Origin of the sequence: Cecembia lonarensis LW9, assembly GCF_000298295.1 — a bacterium.
GTDB lineage: Bacteria > Bacteroidota > Bacteroidia > Cytophagales > Cyclobacteriaceae > Cecembia > Cecembia lonarensis.
In genome coordinates this window covers 41,435-61,759 of record NZ_AMGM01000009.1, presented here as the reverse complement: position 1 = coordinate 61,759, position 20,325 = coordinate 41,435, and the positions used below count along the sequence as shown (strand labels likewise).

Genomic DNA, 20,325 nt, shown 5'->3' with positions numbered 1-20,325 from the left:
ATAAAAAAATCCGGCTTTTCACCGGATTTTTAATCTATTTGATGATGCTGAAGTCAAAAGATTCAAGAAACTTCGTCGTGAAGTTTCCGGCCTTGAAATCTTCATTGTCTAACAAGGCGATGTGGAAAGGGATGGTAGTCTTGATACCATCAATCACAAATTCTTCCAGCGCTCTTTTCATTCTTACAATGACTTCCTCTCTTGACTGACCGCTTACAATTAATTTGGCGATCATAGAGTCATAGTTTGGTGGAATGACATAACCTGCGTATACATGGCTATCCACCCTGACACCTCTACCTCCTGGCATGTGCAGGTTATGGATTTTACCTGGACTTGGTCTGAAGTTATTGGTGGGATCTTCAGCATTGATCCGGCATTCCATGGCAAAGAGCTTGGGATAATAATTTTTACCAGTAATTTTTTCTCCTGCTGCTACTTTGATCTGCTCTTTGATCAGGTCAAAATCCGTCACTTCTTCCGTGATGGGGTGTTCCACCTGAATTCTGGTATTCATCTCCATGAAGTAGAAATTCCTGTCTTTATCGACCAAAAACTCTATTGTACCTGCTCCCTCATAGCCGATTGCCTCAGCGCCTTTGATAGCAGCTTTGCCCATAGCTTCCCTCAATTCATCGGTCATAAACGGAGAAGGGGTTTCTTCAACCAATTTTTGGTGCCTTCTTTGAATGGAACAGTCTCTTTCTGAAAGGTGGCAAGCCCTACCGCTGCTATCTCCTACAATCTGAATTTCTATATGTCTTGGTTCTTCGACAAACTTTTCCAGATACAGGCCGTCATTACCAAAGGCTGCACTGGATTCTTGTCTGGCATCATTCCATGCCTTTTTGAATTCGCTTTCTTCCCTAACGATACGCATACCCCTGCCACCACCACCGGCAGTAGCTTTAAGGATTACTGGATAACCCATTTCATTGGCCAATTCGATGCCTTCCTCCATGCTGTCCAATAAACCTTCTGATCCCGGAATAGTGGGTACACCTGCTTGTTTCATGGTGGCTTTGGCAGTGGCTTTATCACCCATTTTATTGATCATTTCCGGGCTCGCACCGATGAATTTGATGCCATATTCCTCACAAATTCTGGAAAACTCTGCATTCTCCGATAAAAAGCCATAGCCTGGATGTATGGCATCTGCATTGGTAATTTCAGCAGCAGCAATAATCCTTGGGATATTTAAGTAAGATTCACGACTTGGTGCAGCCCCGATACAGACTGCTTCGTCAGCAAAGCGTACATGCAAACTATCCTTGTCCGCAGTAGAATACACCGCAACCGTACTGATCCCCATTTCCTTACAGGTCCGGATCACACGAAGGGCTATTTCTCCACGGTTGGCAATAAGTATTTTTTTAAACACGGTTACTTAGGTTTGTTAAACAAAAATTATCCTGCAGGGTCCACCAAGAATAATGGTTGATCATATTCTACAGGGGTAGCATTATCAACCAGGACTTTGACAATTTTCCCAGAAACTTCAGACTCAATTTCATTGAAAAGCTTCATGGCTTCAATGATACAAACCGTCTGACCCGCAGATACCTTGTCTCCTACGCTCACAAAAGGATCTGAGTCAGGGTTTGGTGTTCTGTAGAATGTACCAATCATAGGTGATTTGATTTCCACATATTTTGAAGTGTCTTCTGTTACTGGTGCGGAAGCTGGTGCTGCACTTGGACTTGGAGCAGGGGCAGAAGCAACTTGAGCAGGTACGGGAGCTGTTACAGTTTCAACTTTTACTGCAGGAGCTTCAGAATATTTTTTGATTGAAAGTTTAAATTCCTCTGTTTCGATCTTTACTTCAGCCAGACCAGAATTGGAAATGAAATCTATAAGTTCCTGAATTTCTTTTGCTTTCATGTATAGTGTAGTTTGTAAATATCCAAGCTGAATATTTGGGTTTATTTGGGCAATTATGATGTTGAATTATGTAATTTACATAAATCACACAGTAATTTAAAATTATTTTACCCTTTCAGAGTAAGAGCCATCTCTGGTATCTACTTTGATCATGGTATCTTGCTCTACAAAGAGCGGTACCATTATTGTTGCACCGGTTTCAACAGTCGCAGGTTTTAGGGCGTTGGTTGCGGTATCACCTTTAATACCTGGTTCTGTGTAAGTAATCATAAGTTCTACAAATGGAGGAAGCTCCACGGATAAGGGTGTTTCAGTTTCGGCATGCACTAAAATATCCACCATTTGTCCTTCTTTCATCAAGTTTGACCTTTCAATCAATTTTTCCTGTATGGGCATTTGCTCGAAGGTTTCGGTATCCATGAAGTGATATCCAAGATCATCGGTATAGAGAAACTGATGAGGTCGCTTTTCCACCCTTGCAGTTGTTACTTTTTCACCAGCATTGAAGGTTTTATCCAATACTTTCCCTGAAGTAAGGCTTTTTAGCTTTGTTCTGACAAAAGCAGCGCCTTTACCCGGTTTGACGTGCTGGAAGTCCACTATGGAGAAAATGTCATTGTTCATTTCAAGACACAATCCATTTTTGAAATCTGCAGTTGTTGCCATATTAATCTGAATTATTGTTGTCCATTATTTTGGGTCATATCCCCATTTGAGGTAGATAGCACCCCAGGTAAATCCTCCGCCAAAGGCTGCCAGGATGATATTGTCCCCTTTCTTTAACTGGGACTCATAGTCCCACAAGCAAAGTGGAAGCGTGCCTGCAGTAGTATTGCCATACCTTTCAATATTGAGCATTACTTTCTCTGGCCCTATCCCCATACGATTGGCAGTGGCATCTATGATACGTTTATTGGCTTGATGGGGAACCAACCAAGCAATATCTTCTGCTTTTAGGTGGTTCTTATCCATGATTTTTGCACTCACCTCAGCCATATTGGTTACCGCAAATTTAAACACGGTAGAACCCTCTTGGAAAGCAAAATGTTCTCTGGCTGTAACGGTTTCAATAGTAGCAGGCTTTCTACTTCCACCAGCTTTCATGTGTAGGTAAGGAGCACCCGAACCATCAGCATGAAGCAGGGAGTCCATAATACCAATCTCCTCTTCCGTTGGCTCCAAGAGGACGGCTCCGCCACCATCTCCAAAAATAATGCATGTGGCTCTATCTTGATAATCTATGATAGAAGACATTTTATCTGCCCCTACCACGATTACTTTCTTATGCATACCAGTTTCGATAAATTGACTCCCCATGGTCAAAGCATAAAGGAACCCAGAGCAAGCCGCAGAAATGTCAAAGCTAAAACTATTCTTAGCACCAACACCATCAGCAATGATATTGGCTGTGGCAGGAAATGGCATGTCAGGAGTTACAGTGGCACAGATTATCAGGTCAATTTCTTCTGGTGCAGTATTGGTTTTTTCCAATAAACCCTTTACTGCATTGATTCCAATGACGGAGGTGCCCTGGTTCTCGCCCTTAAGGATTCTTCTTTCTTTGATACCAGTTCTGGTGATTATCCATTCGTCGTTGGTGTCAACCATGGTTTCAAGTTCACGGTTGGTCAATACGTAATCAGGTACCCACCCATGAACCCCAGAAATGACTGCTCTAGTTTTTTTCATTCAATGTTAATTTTTATCACCAACCTGATGTTTTATTACAAGTGAGTGACAGATAGTGCTTTAAGGTTGTATGGTTTTAATGCTTTATTTCGTTTTCCAAACCAAAGAGCCAAAATTATTTAAAAAGGGCGTTTCCGCAAAGCTTTTTAAACCCGAATTATGCATTAGGATTCTTAGTAGCCTGTCCCGATGACTATCGGGAAGAGGTCAAAACACAAAAGAATCAAGCATTTAGCGAATGAAGCATCCCGTACGTACGGGATGGTGATTGAGCTAAATGCAGCGAAGCGATTGATTATGTCCGCCGCGGCGGATGAGCTCGTAATAACTTGTGCGCCGTGGCGTAGAAATTCTAATGCATATTTCGGCTTAAATTAAGGTTAATATTAACCTTGGTTCATGGTGGATCAGAAAACGAAAAAACCTTCCGATACATATCGGAAGGTTCTATAAGATTGTTTGAGGAAATTAGGCAAGAACCTCTTTTTCCATGATCACCTGACCTTTGTAGTATAATTTACCATCAAGCCAAAATGCCCTGTGAGGCAAATGGAATTCACCAGTGGTAGGGCATTGTGCCAAACCTGGAGCTGATAATTTATAGTGAGTTCTTCTTTTGTCTCTTCTGGTTTTCGAAATTTTGCGTTTAGGATGTGCCATCTCTTAACTATTTTAGATTAATCTTTTTGCTTTAACTTATTTAATATTTCCCATCTGGGATCTGCCGGTTGATCGGAATCATCTTCCTTCACTTCCTGTTCTTTATTTAAATCTTCATCTGAAAGGTAAACCAGGCTCCCTTCCTCCTCAAAATCTTCATCATCCATTTCATCTATATAATCTGGATGTATTTTTTTTGCTGGAATGGATAGCAATATAAATTCATAAACCAGTTGGGCAACGTTAATTTGTGCCGTATCCCTTGTGATCATGAATATATCATCGCTGATTTCCTGTTCAATCGGCCCATACTTATATATTACCTTTTCAATAAAATCTATGGACTGATCAAATTCCTCTAGGCTCCTATCACATGTCAACCTTATTGTTCCACTAAATTTAAACTCAGTCTCAATCACTGAAACCGTTTTATTCAGTGTGACGGTTATATGTATATCGGATCCGTTGACCCAATCTTCCGCTTCGAAATACTTAAAAAACTCATCCTTTACTTCAAAACCAAAAACATGCTTTCCGTCTTTGAGTTTAATGATGTCTATATCGTAGTTTCTCAAGAATTTCACCGCTCCTCCTTCTAATTCAAGACCGCAAATTTAGACAAATGGTCTGGAAAAATAAAATTTGGTATCAAATTATTTTGACACTTTCTCTTGTTTCTGATAATTCATTGAAAATGAACGAATTTTATCAAGATCATTCCTCTTTTTCGATTTTTTGATAAGAAGCCAACACGCCACGGACCATAGCAGCTGAAAAACCCTGGTGTTCCATTTCATTCAGTCCGACTATGGTACAGCCTTTAGGTGTTGTAACTTTATCAATAGCCTCTTCGGGGTGCATGTTTTTTTGGATCATCAGCTCGGCAGCTCCTTTGACTGTTTGGTTTACGATTCTACTGGCAGTCTGAGCATCGAACCCAATTTGTATGCCTCCCTGAATCATGGCTCGCATGAAGCGAAGGACATAAGCTATGCCACAGGCACCCAAAACAGTTGCAGCTTCCATCAAATTTTCATCTATGCTGATTGAAAAACCAATGCTGTCAAATAAGGCCTTAACTTTTTCTTCTGCCTCTATGTGGTTATTTCGGGCTGTAATACAAGTGACTGATTCCCTAATGTCTGCGGCAATATTTGGCATAGCCCTAAATGCGGTGGTTTTTGGGTCCAGTACCTCAAACATGTTGTCCAGTGTTATGCCCGTTGCTAAAGAAATTACCACCTGCTTTTCTGAGTTAAGCACAGTTTTGATTTCTTTTAATATGGCATTCACATTAAAAGGCTTTACTCCTAAGATAATCAGGTCGGATTCTTTTGCAGCTATGATGTTGTCGGTGTGGACCCTAACTCCCTTATCCTGCAAATGCATGATATTAGCTGGATTTCTTTTTGTGACATGTAAGTTTTTGGCTTCAAAACCAGGCAATTCCAAAAGGCCGCTCACAATAGCGTAACCTAAATTTCCACAACCTATGATTGCTATCTTGGTATCTTTTAACATGCTTTCTAGATAAATAATTGATAAGTATAATTCAAAGTGCTTCAAGGGCAGCTAAAATATTACCGGCCAAACCCCCAGCTAAATCCAGCATGGATGTCTGCCTGTTTGGTATCTGAAATCAAACCCGTAAGAACCGAATGGCTGCCTATGAATAAGCCTCCAAACCTTAACCCTAATCCACCGGTAATTCCTGCAACTTCATAACTGATCCAAGGAGAGTAAATTTCAAAATTCCCCAACATTAATCTTGGAGTTATTGCCAATAGGTTTTGGGCAATTAACTGTTCATCACGATTTGTACTGCCAAATTTCTGTTGTCCATATAGACTCAGGTAAAATAATTTACTTAAACGTATTTCTCCATAGGCAGCTATTAAGGTCGGAAGTGCTGCCCTCAAACCTTCTTCCTGTCTTTCTAAAGCAAAATAACCACTTTCGACAATTTGTCTTTCTATATCATCTAAATTACCCCCCAGGTTGTCTAATCTAAACCTTTCATTGCCTGGGATATTGACGTTGTAAGTTGTGTTGGTCTGATTAGCACCCAATGTCATACCTCCTATATTTCTGATCGTCAAACCTGCATTGATTTTTGTTACATTCTGATCTTGCCATTTATAATTTGCCCCAAGGTCTAAGCCTAAACCATTGAGGTTACTGAAATTAAAGGGACTGGCTGAGAAAGTTAAGTTGTTGTTGTCCACCAAATCATTGGAATATGAAAAATAGGCACTTCCAATAGTGTTTGTAAGATAAAATTCATCATTTTCTTGAATCAGTGTGCCATTGATTCTATCTAAACCAACATTGGTATAAAAATAAGGGAATAGAAGTTTGAATGTGCTACCTACCGAAATACTGTGTGCGGCAAGCTGAAATATTTCCAATCCTGCAGTGAATCCAAGTTCAGTCCATCCTGACAAATTGATTCTCTGATTATAAGGACTATTAATACCAAATGTATTAAATGAATTTTCCAGACGTTCAGAGCTGATGGATTCACCTAATTTTGGGTCTAAATCTATGATATGGCCGCTGGCAAAGGATTGGCTTGTAATACCAAATCCCCAACGCTTCCATTTGAAGCCTACTGATGGACCTACTATTTCGACATTGGTTCTTAAGTTAACGGGCCCATTAGCCCTTTGAAAGGTAAAATCAAGGATGTCATCCGGATTATTTATTACATCTTGGAACGAAAGGATATTGTTTGAAACACTGCCTTGAACTGAGAAAAAGTTAACCTCCACTTTTTTCCCTAAGTTGCCGATTTCAGCCGGATTCATCAATATGCTATGCATACTTTTTCGATGGCTATTTTGAATTCCGATAAAGGAGTTTTGGGCAAATAAAAAATTTGATGATAGGAGTGAAAATACAATGATGATAAATTTCTGATGCATGGGGTCTTGATTTACTTCCTAATCAGTCCTTTGAAGGATTCTAGGTAAATTTAAAAATAAAAAGGGCCATAATCGGGCCCTTTTTTATTTCTTTTTTAATTCAGGTTTAAAACCAAGGAATTTTGTCAGAAATCACCTATTGGATTTGCTGGTTTACACATTTTTTACCTCAGCAGTCAATTTTTGTAAGGAATCCTTAGCATCTCCGAACAACATCCTTGTTTTGGGAAAGAAAAACAATTCATTTTCAATACCAGCATACCCTGCACTCATTCCTCTTTTGAGTATGATGATGTTTTTTGCTTGATCTACCTCTAGAATTGGCATACCGTAAATAGGAGAGGAGGGGTCATTTTTTGCAGCCGGGTTTACCACATCATTGGCACCTATGACTACTACCACATCTGCATTGGCTAATTTGGGGTTGATTTCTTCCATCTCCTGTAATCTTTCATACGGCACATCTGCCTCAGCCAAAAGAACATTCATATGGCCTGGCATTCTTCCTGCCACGGGATGAATGGCATAATTCACTTCCACCCCTTTTTCTTCCAAAAGTTTTTCTAACTCATGGCAAGTGTGTTGGGCTTGAGCTACAGCAAGACCATAACCTGGTACTATGACAACATTTTGTGAATAGGATAACAATACTGCGGTATCAGAAATGGAAATTTCCCTTACCGTCTGATCTCCGGATTGACTTTTTGCACCTCCTGTCGAAGCCGCTCCAAATGCCCCTAAGAGCACATTGGTAAGTGAACGATTCATGGCATTACACATCAATATGGTCAAAATGGTGCCTGCTGAACCCACTAATATACCACCGGTTAACATAGCTTTGTTGTCATAAAGGAACCCTCCGAATGCAGCAGCCATCCCTGTAAAAGAGTTCAATAAAGAGATTACTACCGGCATGTCTGCACCTCCAATGGGCATGACAAACAAAACCCCATAGACCAAAGCAAGTCCTAAGAGAATGTAAAATTCCAATGGGGTACTTTCAGCAAATAGTTGATAGATGATCAAAACGATGATGGCACCAAGAAGGATCATATTGATTGCTTGGTTCATGGGCAATATCTTATCTTTGATTTTACCCTCCAGTTTGCCATAAGCAATCATGGATCCTGAGAAGGAAACTGAACCTATCAAAAGTCCCAAAAGCATTACCAGTAACTCTCCATCAAATCCGGTCACTGTACTATGTTGGTGGTGCTGATATTCGATAATCGCAATTAAGGCCGCACAGGCCCCTCCCATACCGTTGAAGAAGGAAACCATCTGGGGCATGGCGGTCATTTGGACTTTTTTGGCCATCACTGTTCCAATGACTGTCCCGACAATCAGCCCGCTAAAGATCAGTCCATAATTTAAAATTTTATCCTCATCAAAATCCTGAAATATGGTCAGGGTTGCCACAATGGCAATGAGCATGCCAACAGCAGCTATGAGGTTTCCCTTTCTGGCTGAATCAGGGTGGCTTAGCATTTTTAACCCTATAATGAAAGTGAGGGATGCTATCAGATAACTTATTTCCAAAAGATTCAGACTCATGATTTCTTAGGCTTTTTCTTAAACATTTCTAACATTCTATCAGTGACCACAAATCCTCCGATCACATTGAGGGTTCCTACAATGACTGCAAGAAATCCCACAGAAAGTGCCAGGTAGTTATCAGGAGCCGCCTGCAACATCACGATAATAGCTCCGACCACGACCACACCGTGTATGGCATTGGCTCCCGACATTAGAGGAGTATGAAGGATGGCCGGTACATTTGAAATGACTTCAACACCAAGTAAGATGGCTAAAACAAGGAAGTAAATCATTTCCATGTTGTCTCCTAAATAGCTTAATATATCTTCCATGATTAATTTGTTTTGATTTGAATGATACGGGGGCTCACTGGTTTTCCTTTATGGCAGACACAAGTTCCCGTAACAATATCATCTTCAAAATTGAGGTTAAGCTCTCCCTCTTTGATGATTAATTTAAGGAAATTCAGATAATTTTTCCCATACATTTTACTGGCGTCTTGTGGCATTTGGGCTGCTAGGTTACCAACGCCTACAATTCGGACCCCGTTAATGTCTATGGTTTTATCCGGTTCAGAGAGGGCACAATTTCCTCCAGAAGAAGCTGCCAGATCAATGATCACAGCCCCAGGCTTCATATTCCTGACGGTTCTTTCCTCTACTAGCAAAGGGGCTTTTCTTCCGGGAATTTGGGCAGTTGTGATGATCACATCTGCTTTAATTGCATGCTCATGTATGGTGTCTTTTTGTTTTTGGAGGTATTCTTCCGTTTGTTCCACGGCATATCCTCCTGCACCTTTATCTTCTTTGGCACCCTCTACATCCACAAATTTTGCACCCAAGGATAAGACTTCCTCTTTTGCTGCCTGACGTACATCAAAAGCGAATACTGTAGCCCCTAACCTTTTAGCAGTTGCGATGGCCTGTAAGCCTGCCACGCCTGCACCTAATATCAAGACTCTGGCTGGTGTAATACTTCCTGCAGCAGTCATGAACATTGGAAAGAATCTAGGCAGTAAATCAGCAGCCATCAGTACTGCTTTATATCCTGTGACAGTTGCCATAGAAGAAAGTACATCCATCGCCTGGGCCCTCGTGGTTCTGGGAACCAATTCCATACTGAATGCGCTGCGGTTATTGTCTATTAAATAGTTGGTGAGCTTTGGGTTAAACAAAGCATTCAATTGCCCCATTAAAACAGCATCAGGTTTCATAGAAGAAATCTCCTCTTCACTGATGGGTTGGATGCCTATAATTAAATCAGCCTTAGATAGGAGCTCTTTTCTACTGACTATCTCTGCGCCTGATGATTGATAAATCTCATCAGCTGCATAGGCTTTAGTCCCTGCACCTTTTTCTACCCATACTGTTACATTCCAAGTTTGGAGGGTTTTTACAGCTTCAGGTAAAAAAGCTACTCTGGATTCATCCTGAGGTTCTTTGAGAATTCCTAATATCATGGAATAAAGTGATTAAGAGAGAAATAATGTATTCATTGATTGCTTCAAGACATTAAACTATCAAAAAGGTTTGAAAAAGAAAGTAATTTTGCCTATCAAATGTTTTTTTTGATAAAAATTTTTTTGGAAGTATATTAATTTCGAATTCAAATAACCTTTGTTTTGGTTTTCTTAAAAATGGTGAAATTTTATTCTATGCCTGTCTTTGCCATGATTTTTCTCAGTTTATCTTTGAACTGTTACAGCCAATTTGAACTGAGCCATGGCGCAATAATACGAGGAGATATCTCTTTAAAAAAAATTGCTTTGGTATTTACGGGACATGACCATGCAGAGGGTGGGGAAGAAATACTGAAGGTCTTGGAAGAAAAAGAAGTACCGGGGGCGTTTTTTCTGACCGGCGATTTTCTTAGAAACCCTGATTTTAAATCGATTATTCACAAAATGATCACTGATGGTCATTATGTTGGTCCTCATTCTGATAAACACCTGCTTTATTGTACTTGGGAAGATAGGGAAATGCTATTGATCGATAAAGAGAAGTTTTTTCTTGATTTAGATAATAATTATCAGGAACTGGAAAGATTTGGGCTTACACTGGAGCAGGCTGCTTATTTTTTACCTCCATATGAATGGTATAATATAACCATAAGCGAATGGGCTTCCGAATTTGGTGCCCAATTGATCAATTTCACCCCCGGGACACGGTCACATGCAGATTATACCGATCCATCAATGCCCAATTACATAAACTCTCAGGATATTATGCGAAGTATTTATGACTATGAAAAAGAGGCTGATAATGGGTTGAATGGGTTTATTTTATTGAGCCATATAGGTGTGGGTCAAAATAGAACTGATAAATTCTACAAGCACCTTCCCCATCTCATTGATGGACTTCAGGTCAAAGGCTATAAAATTGTTGCTCTTGAGGAATTGCTGAAGGAGAATGACGATCAATGAGTTTAATCGCCGGCTTTAGCAAGGTGTAAATTGAATTCTAAAGGGCTGCAATTCAAGAATTCATCCACTTCCAAATCCTCAAAAATTTCCTCATCGAATTCCATTTCTGTTTTTTCAACCTTACCATCTGGATGGATTATCAATTCTGTTCCTGAGAAATCATCAGGGTTCACCTTTACCAAAACCTGGTAGTCATCAAAAACTCTCTTAAAATACTGTGGTAAGCTTTTCATAAGTTCCATTTTTGCTCATCAAAGTTAGTTTATTTTATTTTTGATGCGCATACTTGATTGGGTTTATCCAGAGAAATTTTTTTTCAACATGATAATGTTGTTTAATGCGGTATTTTGATCAATGAAAGGGCACATGATGTATATGAGATTTTAATGATATGTTAAAGCTACTCTCCATTCATTAAGCACTTTTCAAAAAACGATTAATTTTGTTTTGATACTAAAAATGAGTTTCTAAATTTGCGGAAGATTAAGATGAATACAATTCAGGCAAAATATTGGTGGTGGCATTTGACTTCTCAATCCAGGGAGGAACAATAAGCTATTGCCTGATATATAAAGAAAATTCTTAAAAGGCTTGCTGGTTTTTCCCGCAAGCCTTTTTGTTTTATAACCCCAAATCATGAAAAAGTATTATATCAAAACATCTTTTAAAAAGTTATTGGCTGACACCATAACTCCAGTTAGTGTTTATCTACAGGTAAGGGATCGTTTTGCCAATCCCATTCTGTTGGAGAGTTCGGATTATCATGGCCAGGAAAACAGTTACTCATACATTTGTTTTAATCCAATGGCTTCTTTTTCCTTTCAAGAAGGTAAGGTCAAAGAGTTGCTCCCCGATGGGCAGATACTTCGGTATGAAGTGGGGAAAGAGAATAAATTAATCGATGCATTACGTGATTTCGCCAATAAATTTCAAGATAATAACGGCAAACATAAATTCATCAGCAATGGTTTGTTTGGTTACACCCAGTATGATGCCGTAGCTAATTTTGAAGACATTTCTTTAACGAAGTCAAGCTCTGATGATATCCCTACAATGCATTATGCGGTCTACAGGCATGTAATTGTGGTAGATCATTTTAAAAATGAAATGTACCTTTTTGAACATCAAGTAGAAGGCAATGAGCAGGCAGGGATGTTGACAGAGATAGAAACCATATTAAATAGTAAAAATATTCCTAATTATTCATTCAGACTGGTAGCGGAAGAATATTCTAACTATACCGATGAAGAATTTTTGGATATTTTGAAAAAGGGTCAGGAACACTGTTTCCGTGGTGATGTTTTTCAGATCGTCCTTTCTAGAAGATTTACCACGAAATTTAAAGGAGATGAATTCAATGTCTACAGATCTTTACGTTCTGTCAACCCTTCTCCTTATCTTTTCTATTTTGACTATGGTTCCTATAAAGTATTTGGCAGCTCCCCTGAAGCCCAAATTGTGGTAAAAAACAATAAAGCCACCATTTATCCCATTGCAGGTACATTCAAAAGAACCGGAAATGACCAAGCCGATGCGGCTTTAGCTATGAAGTTATATGATGATCCCAAAGAAAATTCAGAGCATGTCATGTTAGTGGATTTGGCTAGAAATGATTTGAGTAGAACCTCTGAAAAAGTAGAAGTGGAGGTTTTTAAAGAAATCCAATACTATTCACATGTGATTCATCTGGTGTCCAAAGTGACCGGAACATTACCCGAAAGCTCGAACCCTCTTCAATTGGTCGCAGATACCTTTCCGGCAGGTACGCTATCTGGGGCTCCCAAATACAGGGCTATGCAGTTGATTGATGAGTTGGAAAATGTAGCTAGGAAGTTTTATGGAGGCGCCATCGGCTTTTTAGGTTTCAACGGTGATTTTAATCATGCCATCTTAATCAGGTCCTTTGTGTCAGAAGGTAATGAATTGCGTTATCAGGCAGGAGCAGGTGTAGTAGCAAAGTCCGCTATCGCTTCAGAGCTTCAAGAGGTTTCCAATAAACTGGAGGCATTAAGAGTAGCCCTAAAAGCAGCAGAAACCATATAAAAAGCTTCAAAGTCCAAGAAAGTGTAATTAGAATTCAGAACAATGAAAATACTGGTTTTAGATAATTATGATTCCTTCACCTATAACCTGGTGTATATTATCCGGCAGCTTGGTTTTGGTGCTCAGATGGACATTTTTCGGAATGATAAGATCAATTTGGCAGCGGTGGAAAAGTATGATAAAATCTTACTTTCTCCCGGTCCGGGAATTCCCTCAGAAGCAGGCATTATGCCGAAGTTAATCCAAGCATATGGTTCTTCTAAGGATATTCTGGGGGTCTGTCTGGGACATCAGGCTATAGGGGAAGCTTTTGGTGCCAGTCTTATGAACTTATCTGAGGTAGTGCATGGTGTCGCCTCAGAAGTAAAAATCGAAAAAGATTTGCTTTTTGAAGGCTTACAGGAGTGGTTTACCGTTGGCCGCTACCATTCTTGGGTAATTGATGAGCAGACCCTTCCGGGTGAATTGGAAGTAATAGCAAGAACACCTGATCAACAGATCATGGGTGTCAGGCATAGGGATTATGCGATCAGGGGATTACAGTTTCATCCGGAATCGATTTTGACAGAACATGGTGTACGGATGATCCGAAATTGGTTGGTCCCTGTGCATGTAAGCATTGAGAAATTATGAAAGAGATATTAAATCATTTGATAGAGCATAGAACCCTTTCCAAAGAACAGGCCAGAGAGGTGTTGAAAAATATTGCCACAGGTGGGTATAACCCAAGTCAGATTGCGGCCTTTCTTACAGTGTACCTGATGCGTAGTATTACAGTAGAAGAACTTTCAGGTTTCCGGCAGGCTATGTTGGAATTGTGTATTCCGGTCGATATTCCAGAATATGATGCCATAGACCTTTGTGGTACTGGAGGGGATGGGAAGGATACGTTTAACATCTCAACATTGGCATCTTTTATTGTGGCAGGAGCAAGTCAGGCAGTAGCCAAACATGGGAATACAGGGGTATCATCTATATGTGGGTCTTCCAATCTTCTGGCATATTTCGGCTATGAATTCACGAATGATATCGGTAAGATCAGGAAGAGTCTGGATGAGGCTGGCATTTGTTTTCTGCATGCACCTTTATTTCACCCTGCTATGAAAAATGTGGCCCCCATTCGTAAGGAACTGGGCGTAAAAACTTTTTTCAATATGTTGGGCCCTATGGTCAATCCTAGTTTCCCAAAGAAGCAATTGGTAGGTGTGTTCAGCTTGGAGTTGGCAAGACTCTATGCTTACCTGTATCAGGATCAGGAGGGGAGATTCAGTATCCTTCATGCCCTAGATGGTTATGATGAGATTTCCCTTACAGGCGATTTTAAGATGATTTCCAATGATGGAGAGAAATTATACAGTCCTGAATCTATAGGATTACCGCTAATACAGGCAAAAAGTATCGCAGGAGGGAAGACTGTTGATGCTTCCGCAAAGATTTTTGAACAGATATTAACAGGACAAGGTTCTAAGGAGCAAAATGCCGTTGTGATTGCGAATGCAGCGGCAGCTTTGACTACAGCTGATAAACAATTGTCTTTTGCAGAAGCTATTGAAAAAGCAGAAATTTCTCTTCATTCCGGTAAAGCATTAGCTGTATTCAAAGCCTTAATCAATCCAAGTACAAAAATTTCTATTTCAAATTAATATGAATATCCTAGATAAAATTATTGCATATAAAAAAGTTGAGGTGGCTGAAAGAAAAAGTTTGATTCCTATTAAACTCCTTGAGAAAAGCACTTATTTCAATACACAGGCGGTTTCTATGAAAAAGTATATTCAGAGAGCTGATAAAACAGGTATTATTGCTGAATTTAAAAGAAAGTCACCGTCTAAGGGCAATATTAATGTCACATCTTCAGTGGAGACCGTGACAATAGGATACATGCAGGCTGGCGCTTCTGCATTATCCATATTGACTGATAGCGAATTTTTTGGGGGTAGAAATGAGGATTTGACCCTCGCAAGGAATTTCAATTTCTGTCCCATCCTTCGCAAAGATTTCATCATAGATGAATACCAGATTATTGAAGCCAAATCCATTGGAGCAGATTGTATTCTATTGATTGCCGCAGCACTTGAACCTAAGAGGTTAAAAGAGCTGGCTGCCTTTGCTAAAAACATGGGGTTGGAAGTACTGATGGAGGTGCATGATGGACTGGAACTTGAAAATAGCCTCAATGAATACCTGGATTTAGTAGGGGTGAATAATAGGAGTTTGAAAACTTTTAAAGTTTCTCTAGATACTTCATACAGTTTGGTAGATAAGATTCCCACCGAATTTGTTAAAATTTCAGAAAGTGGTATTTCGGAGCCTGAAACGCTTTTTGAATTAAAAAAAGCAGGGTTCGATGGGTTTTTGATTGGGGAAAATTTCATGAAATCCAGTAGACCACATCAGGCGGCCCTTAATTTCATGAATGCGTACAGAAGAATTCTTAAGGAAAAAGGTACAATTCTAGTCAAATGAAACTAAAAGTTTGTGGTATGGTGCATCCCCAAAATATCCAGGAATTGGTCAATGAGGTCAACCCGGATTGGATGGGTATGATATTTTATCCGCCCTCACCCCGTTATGTTGGTACATCGGGTGAGATAGCTTCGGCAGCCAGAAGTCTCGACAAAGTTGGGGTCTTTGTGAATGAACCTCTTTCTTCAGTTCTTGAAAAAGTAGCTCTTTTTGGGCTTAAGGTGCTTCAGCTACATGGAAATGAAAGTGTGGAGGAAGTGAGGTTGCTTAAGGAAAAGTCAGGATTGGAAATCTTTAAAGTCTTTAAAATTGGTAATAAAATAGATTGGGAGCTACTTCGGCCGTATCTTCCTTGGGTGGATTATTTTCTCTTTGACACTTATACTGAGTATCACGGAGGAAGTGGAAAAACATTTGATTGGTCGTTGTTGAAAAATTATCCTTACGAGAAACCTTTTATCTTGAGTGGCGGGATTGGTATTGAAGAAGTTCAGGCCATTCTCGACTTAAAAAAGCAGATGCCTCAATTAGCAGGTTTAGACATCAATTCAAGGTTTGAGATCGCCCCGGGATTAAAGGATATCCCAAAAATCAAAGCATTTAAAAAGCAATTAATGGTATAAACCGAATCGAGCATAAGTATAAATTATTTGAAACATTAGTCCATGAATGATATGATTAGAGTTGATGAAAAAGGCTTTTATGGCAAATTTGGAGGAGCATATATTCCAGAAATGCTGCATCCCAATATTGAAGAATTGAGGGATAATTATGAGCAGATTATGGCTTCAGAAGCCTTTCAAAAAGAGTTCAGAAGCCTGTTAAAGGACTATGTGGGAAGACCTACCCCATTATATCTTGCCTCAAGACTTTCCGAGAAATATGGAGCAAAGATTTATTTAAAACGCGAGGATCTTTGCCATACTGGTGCCCATAAAGTCAATAATACCGTTGGCCAGATCATTATGGCCAAAATGTTGGGCAAAAAAAGGATTATAGCGGAGACCGGTGCCGGACAGCACGGTGTGGCCACAGCGACTGTCTGTGCTTTGATGGGGATGGATTGCACGGTTTACATGGGAGCTTTGGATATACAAAGACAAAGACCAAACGTAGAAAGGATGAAAATATTAGGTGCGAAGGTAGTACCAGCGACTTCTGGTTCTCAAACCCTAAAAGACGCCACGAATGAGGCCATGAGACAATGGATCAACAACCCTGTTGACACGCATTATATTATAGGTTCTGTGGTAGGTCCCCATCCTTATCCGGAAATGGTAGCAAGGTTTCAGTCTGTGATTTCAGAAGAGATGAAATGGCAATTACTTGAAAAAGAAGGAAGGGAAAATCCAGATTTGGTCATTGCCTGTGTTGGTGGAGGAAGCAATGCCGCCGGAGCATTTTACCATTATTATAATAGTCCTGAAGTAAGGTTGATTGCGGCTGAAGCGGCTGGTCTTGGTGTGAGTTCCGGAAAATCAGCTGCAACAACAGCTCTAGGAACACCAGGAATTCTGCATGGAAGCAAAACCCTTCTGATGCAGACAGAAGATGGTCAGGTTGTAGAACCCCATTCGATTTCTGCTGGGCTGGATTATCCTGGTATTGGTCCGGTTCATGCGCATTTATTTGACATTGGAAGGGGTGAGTTTGTGGCTGTCGAAGACGAGGACGCCATGAAAGCGGGAATTGAACTCAGTAGGTTAGAGGGTATTATCCCTGCCATTGAAACTGCCCATGCACTGCACGCTCTCAACATGATCGAATATCAAAAAGATGCTGTAATAGTAATCAATCTTTCAGGAAGGGGAGATAAGGATTTGGATACCTATATCAAGTGGGGAGGGTATTAAGAGATTAGAGGCGAGAGACGAGAGGTTAGAATCTCGGAAGTAGGAAGGCGGATTTCGGAAGAATTAGAATTTGGTGAATATAATTATATGAACAGAATAGATCAATTGTTCCAAAAGAAAAAGGAACGTGTATTATCCATTTATTTTACAGCAGGTTTTCCCAAATTGGAGGATACGCTACCAATAATGGAGTCCATAGAGGCTGCAGGAGCTGATATTATTGAAATAGGCGTTCCTTACAGTGACCCCATCGCTGATGGTCCCACGATTCAGGACAGTAACATGATTGCGCTGAATAATGGTATGAGTTTGAAAAAGCTTTTCGAACAACTTCAGGATATGCGGAAGACTGTTTCCATACCAGTGGTATTGATGGGGTATCTAAATCCAATCATACAGTACGGCATGGAGAATTTCTGCAAAAAATGCCAGGAACTGGGCATTGATGGTCTGATTTTGCCAGATCTGCCTATGCAGCAATATTTGGATGAATACAAAGAACTATTTAACCAGTATGGACTGCGGAATACTTTTCTGATATCACCTCAGACCAGTGAAAAGCGCATACGTGAGATTGATGAACATTCTAACGGCTTCATTTACATGGTTTCAGCACATTCCATTACCGGAGCCCGTACAGGTATTTCCGAGGAGCAAATCGCGTATTTCCAAAGGGTACAATCCATGGGACTCAAAAACCCGAGACTGATAGGTTTTGGTATTTCAGACGCGGGAACATTTTATAAAGCTTCCCTTTACGGTAATGGGGCTATTATAGGCAGTGCTTTTATTAAAAAAATCAAAGAAAGTAAAGATTTGAAAGCCGATATATTGGCATATATCAGATCAGTAATCTCATAATTTATGATCATTCAGTTAAAAGAAGATATCAGTGAAAAACAAAAAAATTCGCTGATACAGGAAGTCAACGAAATCGGATACAAAGTGACCGAGGTAAAAACCCAATTGGGTAATTACCTGATAGGTATAGGTAAGAAAAATTTCGATATTCGGAAAATTGGACAAAAGGATGGCATTAAGGATATTCATATTGTTTCTGATGAATATAAATTGGTGTCTAAAAAATGGAAAGCCAAACCCACCTCAATAGACCTTGGTGATGGTGTTTTTATCAAGGATGGGGATATGGCCATTATTGCAGGCCCCTGTTCTATTGAATCAGAGGATCAAATCAGGAAAGTGGTAGGGCATTTGAAAGCCAATGGCATCAGGATGATGCGGGGTGGTGTGTTCAAACCCAGAACCAGTCCTTATGCTTTTAGGGGGATGGGAATTGATGGCTTGAAATTATGGTACAACATAGCCAAGGAAGAGGGTATCAAGATTGTTACCGAAGTCATGCAGGTATCCCAAATAGAGGAAATGTATCCCTACACGGATATTTACCAAGTTGGGGCCAGGAATACGCAGAACTTCAATCTTTTGGATGAGTTAGGTAAGGTGGACAAGGCTGTAATGATCAAAAGAGGTATTTCAGGGACAATAGAAGAATTACTGCAGTCAGCTGAATATGTCTTTTCAGGTGGTAATGAAAAGTTGATTCTTTGTGAAAGGGGTATCAGGACTTATGAAAGGGCCAGTAGAAACACTTTGGATCTGAATGCAGTACCCATCTTAAAATCAAAATCCCATTTGCCCGTAATTGTAGATCCTTCTCACGGAATTGGAATTCGGGAATTTGTACCACAGATGGCTTTGGCCGGAGTAATGGCGGGTGCAGATGGCATTATCTATGAAACCCATGAGGTGCCAGAGAAGGCTTATTCAGATGGTCAGCAAACACTTGACTTCTCCCAAAGTGCACTACTATCAGATTGGATAAGAAAAACTTTTGCCATGCGAAAAACTTTCGATTTACTTTAAGTCAGAGTACATTCCACCATTCGGATAATAAAATTTATCATAAAGCATAAATTGATTATTTTTGAATGTGTGATGGTAATGGTTTTTCAAATCGAGAACATTTGTCAGACAATAAGAGTACAATCAAGAGGGCCATACATTTTGAAAATGGAGGCTCATTTAAAAAAGAAACCCAAATATAATATGACGAATAAACCCAAAGACTGGGTCTTTTCTGACCCCAGATTGAAAGAAATGAAGCAGGATTATAATGCTTACACGAAAGAAGACTTTAATGTTTGGAAAATCCTCTTTGAAAGGCAGATAGTTAATCTTCCAAATGCAGCATCCAAGGCTTATTTGGATGGAATTGAGGAAATCAATTTCACAGCAGATAAAATTGCGGATTTTGCAGATGTAAACAGGAAATTGGCTAAGAGTACAGGTTGGGCAATTCAGGTTGTTCCAGGTTTAATTGATGATGATCTGTTTTTTGGCTTGATGAATAACAAGCGTTTCTGTTCCTCAACATGGTTAAGAAAAATGGAGCAGTTGGATTACTTGGAAGAACCAGATATGTTTCATGATGCCTTTGCGCACATGCCCATGCTGACCAATCAGCCTTACGTTGATTTTCTTGAAAAGTTGAGCGGTATTGCCTTAAAGCATATTGAAAACAAATGGGCCATAGAGCTGCTTTCCAGGATATATTGGTTTACAATCGAATTTGGATTGATCAGAGAAAATGGAGAATTGAGGATTTATGGTGCAGGAATTTTGAGTTCTGCCGGAGAAACAAAATATAGCTTATCCGATGAACCGGCACATTACGATTATGATGTGAAAAGGATCATGAATACCCCTTATTGGAAGGATAAATTTCAGGACAAATACTTCGTTATTGAAAGTTATGAGCAACTGTATGAATCTCTTCCTGAGATAGAAGCTGTCCTGGAAGAAATGCTGGCTGAGGCAGCTCAAAACTAAT

Annotated in this window: 22 protein-coding genes; 10 read left to right on the top strand and 12 right to left on the bottom strand. The window is 39.8% G+C overall.

What is annotated here, in order from left to right; translation table 11 throughout:
• Nucleotides 1-34 precede the first annotated feature (34 nt).
• The 11 genes from accC to B879_RS04725 form a co-directional block, all read right to left on the bottom strand.
• The gene (gene accC, locus B879_RS04775; protein WP_009184017.1) at nt 35-1,381 is read right to left on the bottom strand and encodes an acetyl-CoA carboxylase biotin carboxylase subunit; all 1,347 of its coding nucleotides are present in this window, start codon (nt 1,379-1,381) and stop codon (nt 35-37) included.
• A 26-nt stretch (nt 1,382-1,407) separates the two neighbouring features.
• Entirely contained in the window at nt 1,408-1,881 is a 474-nt protein-coding gene (gene accB / locus B879_RS04770) for an acetyl-CoA carboxylase biotin carboxyl carrier protein (protein ID WP_009184016.1), read from the bottom strand.
• A gap of 102 nt (nt 1,882-1,983) precedes the next feature.
• Nucleotides 1,984-2,547, bottom strand: a complete 564-nt coding sequence (gene efp, locus B879_RS04765; RefSeq protein WP_009184015.1) for an elongation factor P — start codon at nt 2,545-2,547, stop codon at nt 1,984-1,986.
• Between the two features lie 24 nt (nt 2,548-2,571).
• Nucleotides 2,572-3,570, bottom strand: coding sequence for a beta-ketoacyl-ACP synthase III (locus tag B879_RS04760; protein WP_009184014.1), 999 nt, complete (start codon nt 3,568-3,570; stop codon nt 2,572-2,574).
• 468 nt (nt 3,571-4,038) lie between these two features.
• Complete coding sequence (gene rpmF / locus B879_RS04755) at nt 4,039-4,230, bottom strand: 50S ribosomal protein L32 (protein ID WP_009184013.1); 192 nt, start codon at nt 4,228-4,230, stop codon at nt 4,039-4,041.
• Between the two features lie 17 nt (nt 4,231-4,247).
• Nucleotides 4,248-4,814 carry a YceD family protein gene (locus B879_RS04750; protein ID WP_009184012.1) on the bottom strand — a complete coding sequence of 189 codons (567 nt, stop codon included), beginning with the start codon at nt 4,812-4,814 and terminating at the stop codon, nt 4,248-4,250.
• 130 nt (nt 4,815-4,944) lie between these two features.
• Complete coding sequence (proC, locus tag B879_RS04745) at nt 4,945-5,751, bottom strand: pyrroline-5-carboxylate reductase (RefSeq protein WP_009184011.1); 807 nt, start codon at nt 5,749-5,751, stop codon at nt 4,945-4,947.
• A gap of 59 nt (nt 5,752-5,810) precedes the next feature.
• Complete coding sequence (locus B879_RS04740; RefSeq protein WP_009184010.1) at nt 5,811-7,154, bottom strand: DUF5723 family protein; 1,344 nt, start codon at nt 7,152-7,154, stop codon at nt 5,811-5,813.
• Between the two features lie 153 nt (nt 7,155-7,307).
• On the bottom strand, nt 7,308-8,708 hold the full coding sequence (locus B879_RS04735) for an NAD(P)(+) transhydrogenase (Re/Si-specific) subunit beta (RefSeq protein WP_009184009.1): 1,401 nt from the start codon (nt 8,706-8,708) through the stop codon (nt 7,308-7,310).
• Nucleotides 8,705-9,022: an NAD(P) transhydrogenase subunit alpha part 2 gene (locus B879_RS04730; RefSeq protein WP_009184008.1), complete on the bottom strand. Its 318-nt coding sequence runs from the start codon at nt 9,020-9,022 to the stop codon at nt 8,705-8,707. The genes B879_RS04735 and B879_RS04730 overlap by 4 nt, the downstream gene beginning before the upstream one ends.
• A 2-nt stretch (nt 9,023-9,024) precedes the next feature.
• Complete coding sequence (locus tag B879_RS04725; protein WP_009184007.1) at nt 9,025-10,149, bottom strand: NAD(P) transhydrogenase subunit alpha; 1,125 nt, start codon at nt 10,147-10,149, stop codon at nt 9,025-9,027.
• Between the two features lie 177 nt (nt 10,150-10,326).
• Here B879_RS04725 and B879_RS04720 point away from each other — a divergent pair, with 177 nt between their 5' ends.
• The gene (locus B879_RS04720) at nt 10,327-11,112 is read left to right on the top strand and encodes a polysaccharide deacetylase family protein (RefSeq protein WP_040400258.1); all 786 of its coding nucleotides are present in this window, start codon (nt 10,327-10,329) and stop codon (nt 11,110-11,112) included.
• Between the two features lie 2 nt (nt 11,113-11,114).
• On the opposite strand, the gene B879_RS04715 is transcribed toward B879_RS04720, so the two are convergent.
• The gene (locus B879_RS04715) at nt 11,115-11,345 is read right to left on the bottom strand and encodes a hypothetical protein (RefSeq protein ID WP_009184005.1); all 231 of its coding nucleotides are present in this window, start codon (nt 11,343-11,345) and stop codon (nt 11,115-11,117) included.
• 403 nt (nt 11,346-11,748) lie between these two features.
• Between B879_RS04715 and B879_RS04710 the strand changes: the two genes are divergently transcribed.
• The 9 genes from B879_RS04710 (at nt 11,749) to B879_RS04670 (ending at nt 20,324) form a co-directional block, all read left to right on the top strand.
• On the top strand, nt 11,749-13,155 hold the full coding sequence (locus tag B879_RS04710; RefSeq protein ID WP_009184004.1) for an anthranilate synthase component I family protein: 1,407 nt from the start codon (nt 11,749-11,751) through the stop codon (nt 13,153-13,155).
• Nucleotides 13,156-13,197: 42 nt separating this feature from the next.
• Nucleotides 13,198-13,788, top strand: a complete 591-nt coding sequence (locus tag B879_RS04705; RefSeq protein ID WP_009184003.1) for an anthranilate synthase component II — start codon at nt 13,198-13,200, stop codon at nt 13,786-13,788.
• A complete protein-coding gene (gene trpD, locus B879_RS04700) occupies nt 13,785-14,798 on the top strand; it encodes an anthranilate phosphoribosyltransferase (RefSeq protein ID WP_009184002.1) in 1,014 nt (337 codons plus the stop codon). Before B879_RS04705 ends, trpD begins: the two co-directional genes overlap by 4 nt.
• A 1-nt stretch (nt 14,799) precedes the next feature.
• Nucleotides 14,800-15,621 carry an indole-3-glycerol phosphate synthase TrpC gene (gene trpC, locus B879_RS04695; protein ID WP_009184001.1) on the top strand — a complete coding sequence of 274 codons (822 nt, stop codon included), beginning with the start codon at nt 14,800-14,802 and terminating at the stop codon, nt 15,619-15,621.
• Nucleotides 15,618-16,244: a phosphoribosylanthranilate isomerase gene (locus B879_RS04690; protein WP_040400256.1), complete on the top strand. Its 627-nt coding sequence runs from the start codon at nt 15,618-15,620 to the stop codon at nt 16,242-16,244. The genes trpC and B879_RS04690 overlap by 4 nt, the downstream gene beginning before the upstream one ends.
• A gap of 51 nt (nt 16,245-16,295) precedes the next feature.
• Nucleotides 16,296-17,474, top strand: a complete 1,179-nt coding sequence (gene trpB, locus B879_RS04685) for a tryptophan synthase subunit beta (RefSeq protein WP_040400270.1) — start codon at nt 16,296-16,298, stop codon at nt 17,472-17,474.
• Nucleotides 17,475-17,561: 87 nt separating this feature from the next.
• Nucleotides 17,562-18,335 carry a tryptophan synthase subunit alpha gene (trpA, locus tag B879_RS04680; RefSeq protein ID WP_009183998.1) on the top strand — a complete coding sequence of 258 codons (774 nt, stop codon included), beginning with the start codon at nt 17,562-17,564 and terminating at the stop codon, nt 18,333-18,335.
• Nucleotides 18,336-18,338: 3 nt separating this feature from the next.
• Complete coding sequence (aroF, locus tag B879_RS04675) at nt 18,339-19,358, top strand: 3-deoxy-7-phosphoheptulonate synthase (RefSeq protein ID WP_009183997.1); 1,020 nt, start codon at nt 18,339-18,341, stop codon at nt 19,356-19,358.
• Nucleotides 19,359-19,541: 183 nt separating this feature from the next.
• A complete protein-coding gene (locus B879_RS04670; RefSeq protein WP_009183995.1) occupies nt 19,542-20,324 on the top strand; it encodes a phenylalanine 4-monooxygenase in 783 nt (260 codons plus the stop codon).
• The last annotated feature ends 1 nt before the right edge of the window (nt 20,325 follow it).

Excerpts from the sequence above, each read along its gene's own strand:
- accB (WP_009184016.1), bottom strand. The coding sequence starts at position 1,881 with ATGAAAGCAAAAGAAATTCAGGAACTTATAGATTTCATTTCCAATTCT.
- efp (WP_009184015.1), bottom strand. The coding sequence starts at position 2,547 with ATGGCAACAACTGCAGATTTCAAAAATGGATTGTGTCTTGAAATGAAC.
- B879_RS04760 (WP_009184014.1), bottom strand. The coding sequence starts at position 3,570 with ATGAAAAAAACTAGAGCAGTCATTTCTGGGGTTCATGGGTGGGTACCT.
- rpmF (WP_009184013.1), bottom strand. The coding sequence starts at position 4,230 with ATGGCACATCCTAAACGCAAAATTTCGAAAACCAGAAGAGACAAAAGA.
- proC (WP_009184011.1), bottom strand. The coding sequence starts at position 5,751 with ATGTTAAAAGATACCAAGATAGCAATCATAGGTTGTGGAAATTTAGGT.
- B879_RS04740 (WP_009184010.1), bottom strand. The coding sequence starts at position 7,154 with ATGCATCAGAAATTTATCATCATTGTATTTTCACTCCTATCATCAAAT.
- B879_RS04735 (WP_009184009.1), bottom strand. The coding sequence starts at position 8,708 with ATGAGTCTGAATCTTTTGGAAATAAGTTATCTGATAGCATCCCTCACT.
- B879_RS04730 (WP_009184008.1), bottom strand. The coding sequence starts at position 9,022 with ATGGAAGATATATTAAGCTATTTAGGAGACAACATGGAAATGATTTAC.
- B879_RS04725 (WP_009184007.1), bottom strand. The coding sequence starts at position 10,149 with ATGATATTAGGAATTCTCAAAGAACCTCAGGATGAATCCAGAGTAGCT.
- B879_RS04720 (WP_040400258.1), top strand. The coding sequence starts at position 10,327 with ATGGTGAAATTTTATTCTATGCCTGTCTTTGCCATGATTTTTCTCAGT.
- B879_RS04715 (WP_009184005.1), bottom strand. The coding sequence starts at position 11,345 with ATGAAAAGCTTACCACAGTATTTTAAGAGAGTTTTTGATGACTACCAG.
- B879_RS04710 (WP_009184004.1), top strand. The coding sequence starts at position 11,749 with ATGAAAAAGTATTATATCAAAACATCTTTTAAAAAGTTATTGGCTGAC.
- B879_RS04705 (WP_009184003.1), top strand. The coding sequence starts at position 13,198 with ATGAAAATACTGGTTTTAGATAATTATGATTCCTTCACCTATAACCTG.
- trpD (WP_009184002.1), top strand. The coding sequence starts at position 13,785 with ATGAAAGAGATATTAAATCATTTGATAGAGCATAGAACCCTTTCCAAA.
- trpC (WP_009184001.1), top strand. The coding sequence starts at position 14,800 with ATGAATATCCTAGATAAAATTATTGCATATAAAAAAGTTGAGGTGGCT.
- B879_RS04690 (WP_040400256.1), top strand. The coding sequence starts at position 15,618 with ATGAAACTAAAAGTTTGTGGTATGGTGCATCCCCAAAATATCCAGGAA.
- trpB (WP_040400270.1), top strand. The coding sequence starts at position 16,296 with ATGATTAGAGTTGATGAAAAAGGCTTTTATGGCAAATTTGGAGGAGCA.
- trpA (WP_009183998.1), top strand. The coding sequence starts at position 17,562 with ATGAACAGAATAGATCAATTGTTCCAAAAGAAAAAGGAACGTGTATTA.
- aroF (WP_009183997.1), top strand. The coding sequence starts at position 18,339 with ATGATCATTCAGTTAAAAGAAGATATCAGTGAAAAACAAAAAAATTCG.
- B879_RS04670 (WP_009183995.1), top strand. The coding sequence starts at position 19,542 with ATGACGAATAAACCCAAAGACTGGGTCTTTTCTGACCCCAGATTGAAA.